1 protein-coding gene is annotated in these 341 nt (G+C 52.5%); it reads right to left on the bottom strand.

The window, feature by feature from the left end:
• The coding region (locus E9531_RS17715) for a recombination directionality factor (protein WP_483189248.1) at positions 1-341 on the bottom strand (341 nt) is incomplete at both ends.

Raw genomic sequence — 341 nt, 5'->3', positions numbered from 1 at the left:
GCCGCCAAATAGCGCAGTCGTGCTGCCAATGTCCGAATGCTGTTGTAGCCCGTGGTTCGGAATACAAAGCTGCCCAATTCATCTATGGGTGAAGGTGAATAGGTTTCGCTGGAAGTGTTTGATGTGTTGGCTCCGTTCGTTACAGCATCAATCACCACATTGAGCCTGCCATAAGGCTTGCAGTTGCTGCCTTGGTTGAACTGGCATTGGTCCGGTGAAGGGCAAGACAGTGTTTCCACTCCTTGGGCTGTTTGCCGTCTGCACGTTTCCCCATTGCCTACGCATTCAGCCCGGCCAGTCTTGCGGTCAAACAAACAGTAGTCGGCTCGCAGATTCAAATC

Source organism: Lampropedia puyangensis (genome assembly GCF_004833285.1).
Taxonomy (GTDB): domain Bacteria; phylum Pseudomonadota; class Gammaproteobacteria; order Burkholderiales; family Burkholderiaceae_C; genus Lampropedia; species Lampropedia puyangensis.
This window is presented reverse-complemented; position numbering and strand designations above follow the sequence as displayed.